The organism is Kocuria sp. CNJ-770, from assembly GCF_001942375.1.
GTDB lineage: Bacteria > Actinomycetota > Actinomycetes > Actinomycetales > Micrococcaceae > Kocuria > Kocuria oceani.
In genome coordinates, this window is the sequence record NZ_MKJW01000015.1 from 3,311 (window position 1) to 5,400 (window position 2,090).

At 68.9% G+C, this 2,090-nt stretch carries 3 protein-coding genes; all 3 read right to left on the reverse strand.

Features of this window, described 5'->3' with window-relative positions; all coding sequences use genetic code 11:
- A partial coding sequence (locus BJF77_RS21225) for an SCO6880 family protein (protein WP_369821337.1) occupies positions 1–383 on the reverse strand: 383 nt, incomplete at its 3' end.
- Positions 364–1,572, reverse strand: a complete 1,209-nt coding sequence (locus BJF77_RS00815; RefSeq protein ID WP_158041143.1) for a hypothetical protein — start codon at positions 1,570–1,572, stop codon at positions 364–366. The genes BJF77_RS21225 and BJF77_RS00815, both read right to left, overlap by 20 nt.
- A partial coding sequence (locus BJF77_RS20385; protein ID WP_222844936.1) for a hypothetical protein occupies positions 1,464–2,090 on the reverse strand: 627 nt, incomplete at its 5' end. The genes BJF77_RS00815 and BJF77_RS20385, both read right to left, overlap by 109 nt.

A 2,090-nucleotide genomic window follows, 5' to 3' on the forward strand; every position in this document is an offset into this window, starting at 1 on the left:
TCCGTGATCTTCGACCGGGCCGAGATCCCGGGCAGCTTCGTGGTGCCCTCCGGCACCCGGCTGACGGGGCCGGCCCGGTAGACATTGGCCCCGCTGTAACGGGTATTGGCCCACCCGGCGCGGCGTACGATGCGCTCGATGAGGGTGCGCCCGTGCTTGTTCTTCTGCATCGACAGCGCGATCAGGGTCAAGACCACGGCCTCGAAGGTCAGGGCGACCAGCCACAGGTTGAGCATCATCAGCAGGATCCCGCCGACCACACCACCGATCAGCAACACCGTGCCAGCGGTGGACAGCCCGGCCAGGCCCTTGGAGGTCGGGGTGCGGAAATTGCCGTACACCCGCGGGCGGTTCTCGCTGGTCTTAGCTTCGGTCTGCGCCATCAGGGCGGCCCTCGTTTCCGGTCTCATTGGCGATCTGCGCCTTGAACGCACGTGTCTGCTGCTGGATGGCCTTGGCCGCCGGCTTCGCTCCGGAGGGGCCGGTCGGCCGCGCCCCGCTACGGGGCGGCGTCGCGCCGGCAGCACTGCCCGGGGCGGGTCGGGCTCCGATGCCAGACGCTGCCGCACCTGCACCATTGCCCGGGGTGGGGTGCACCCCGGTGCTCGTGGCGGGTTTCCCGGCTCCGTCTTGGTTGGGTGCCGCGGCAGAGGCTGCACCCGCCGAGCTGTTGCCCGAGGTGGAACTTCCAGCGCTGGAGGTGCCACCTCCTGCACTGGACTGAGTAGCTTCGGTGACTGCTTCGCCGGTCTTCTGCGCGGCGTTGGCCGCCGCCATGCCCAAGGCCACCGGAGCTGCGGCTGCCCCAGCTGCAGCGGTACCAGCCGTGCCTGCCGTGCTGGTTGTGCTGGCTGTGCTGGCCCCCGTGGTGCCAGCAGTGCCGGTGGTGCCACCGGGGCTGGAAGCCGGCCCAGGAGGCGGGGAGCTCGGCCCGCCCTTGGAAGGAGCAGAGGACTGGGACGACGGCGTGGAGGAGGAATCAGAGCCGAACCCACGCCCCGAGCGAGCCAGGTGGGAGGCGCCCTGCGGGATGGCGGCACCCATCGCCGCGATGCCCAGCGCCCCACCGCCACCGCCGGAGGAGGACATCGAGCCCAGTACGGGACTGAGGAAGCCGATAAGCACCGGCAACGCGAACACGGAGGCGACGATCATCATCAGCCCGGCGGCGAACTGGATCAGCCCGCTGCTCCCGTCCTCCCACACCCCGGTGGTGGACATCTTGATCGCCAACCCGTAGATCAGGGCGGCGGCCGGCTTGTAGAAGGCGAAGGCCAGGGTCCAGGCGATGACCTTCTGGAAGAAGTTCTTGCCCGTCTCGGTGTTCAGGAAGGCGGCTGAGAGCGGGAGGATCCCGGCCATCAGGAACAGCATTCCGGTACGCAGCACCATCAGCATCAGCTGGATGAGGTTCACGATGATCGCCACGACCCCGCCCACGATGATGAGGATGACGTTGCCGCCTAGCCACACCGGATCGGCCGCGCCGGCGCTGGTGGCGTTGTCCAGGGCCAGCAGTTTGAGCACGTCGGTCTGGAAGTCCTCCCCGATGGCGGAGTCGATGATCTGCACGGCCAGGGCGTCGGTGCCTGCCACCAGGACGTTGAGGATCGTGACTCCGGAGGCGGTGACCACGGCCAGGGTGAGCAGGCCCTTGAGCAGCTCCCGGGCTGGTTCAGCACGCTGGGTCCAGGCCATCTGGCGCCGGCGATCATCACGCTCAGGGCGGCCACGGCCAGGGTGAGGTAGAAGGTCTGGTCCTGGATGAACCCGACAGATCCGGTCAGGTTCATCGCACGAGCCGGGACGAGGAAGCCGATCAGGCTGGTGGCTCCACCGATCAGTGCGGCCCCGGAGGCCAGGAGGGTGGCGGTGTTGACCAGGCCGGCTCCGTCGCCGCGGCGGGCGTTGGTGGCCAGTACGATGCCCAGGAACAGCACCCCGAACACGCACACGCCCATCCCGATCCAGCTCGCGTAGCTCAGCAGCAGGTCGATGTAGGCGTTGAACTCCCCACGGGCCGGGGTCTGGGAAGTGGCCCCGCCCTGGGAGGTGAGGCTGGCGCTGCCGATCCGGGTCCACATGGACCC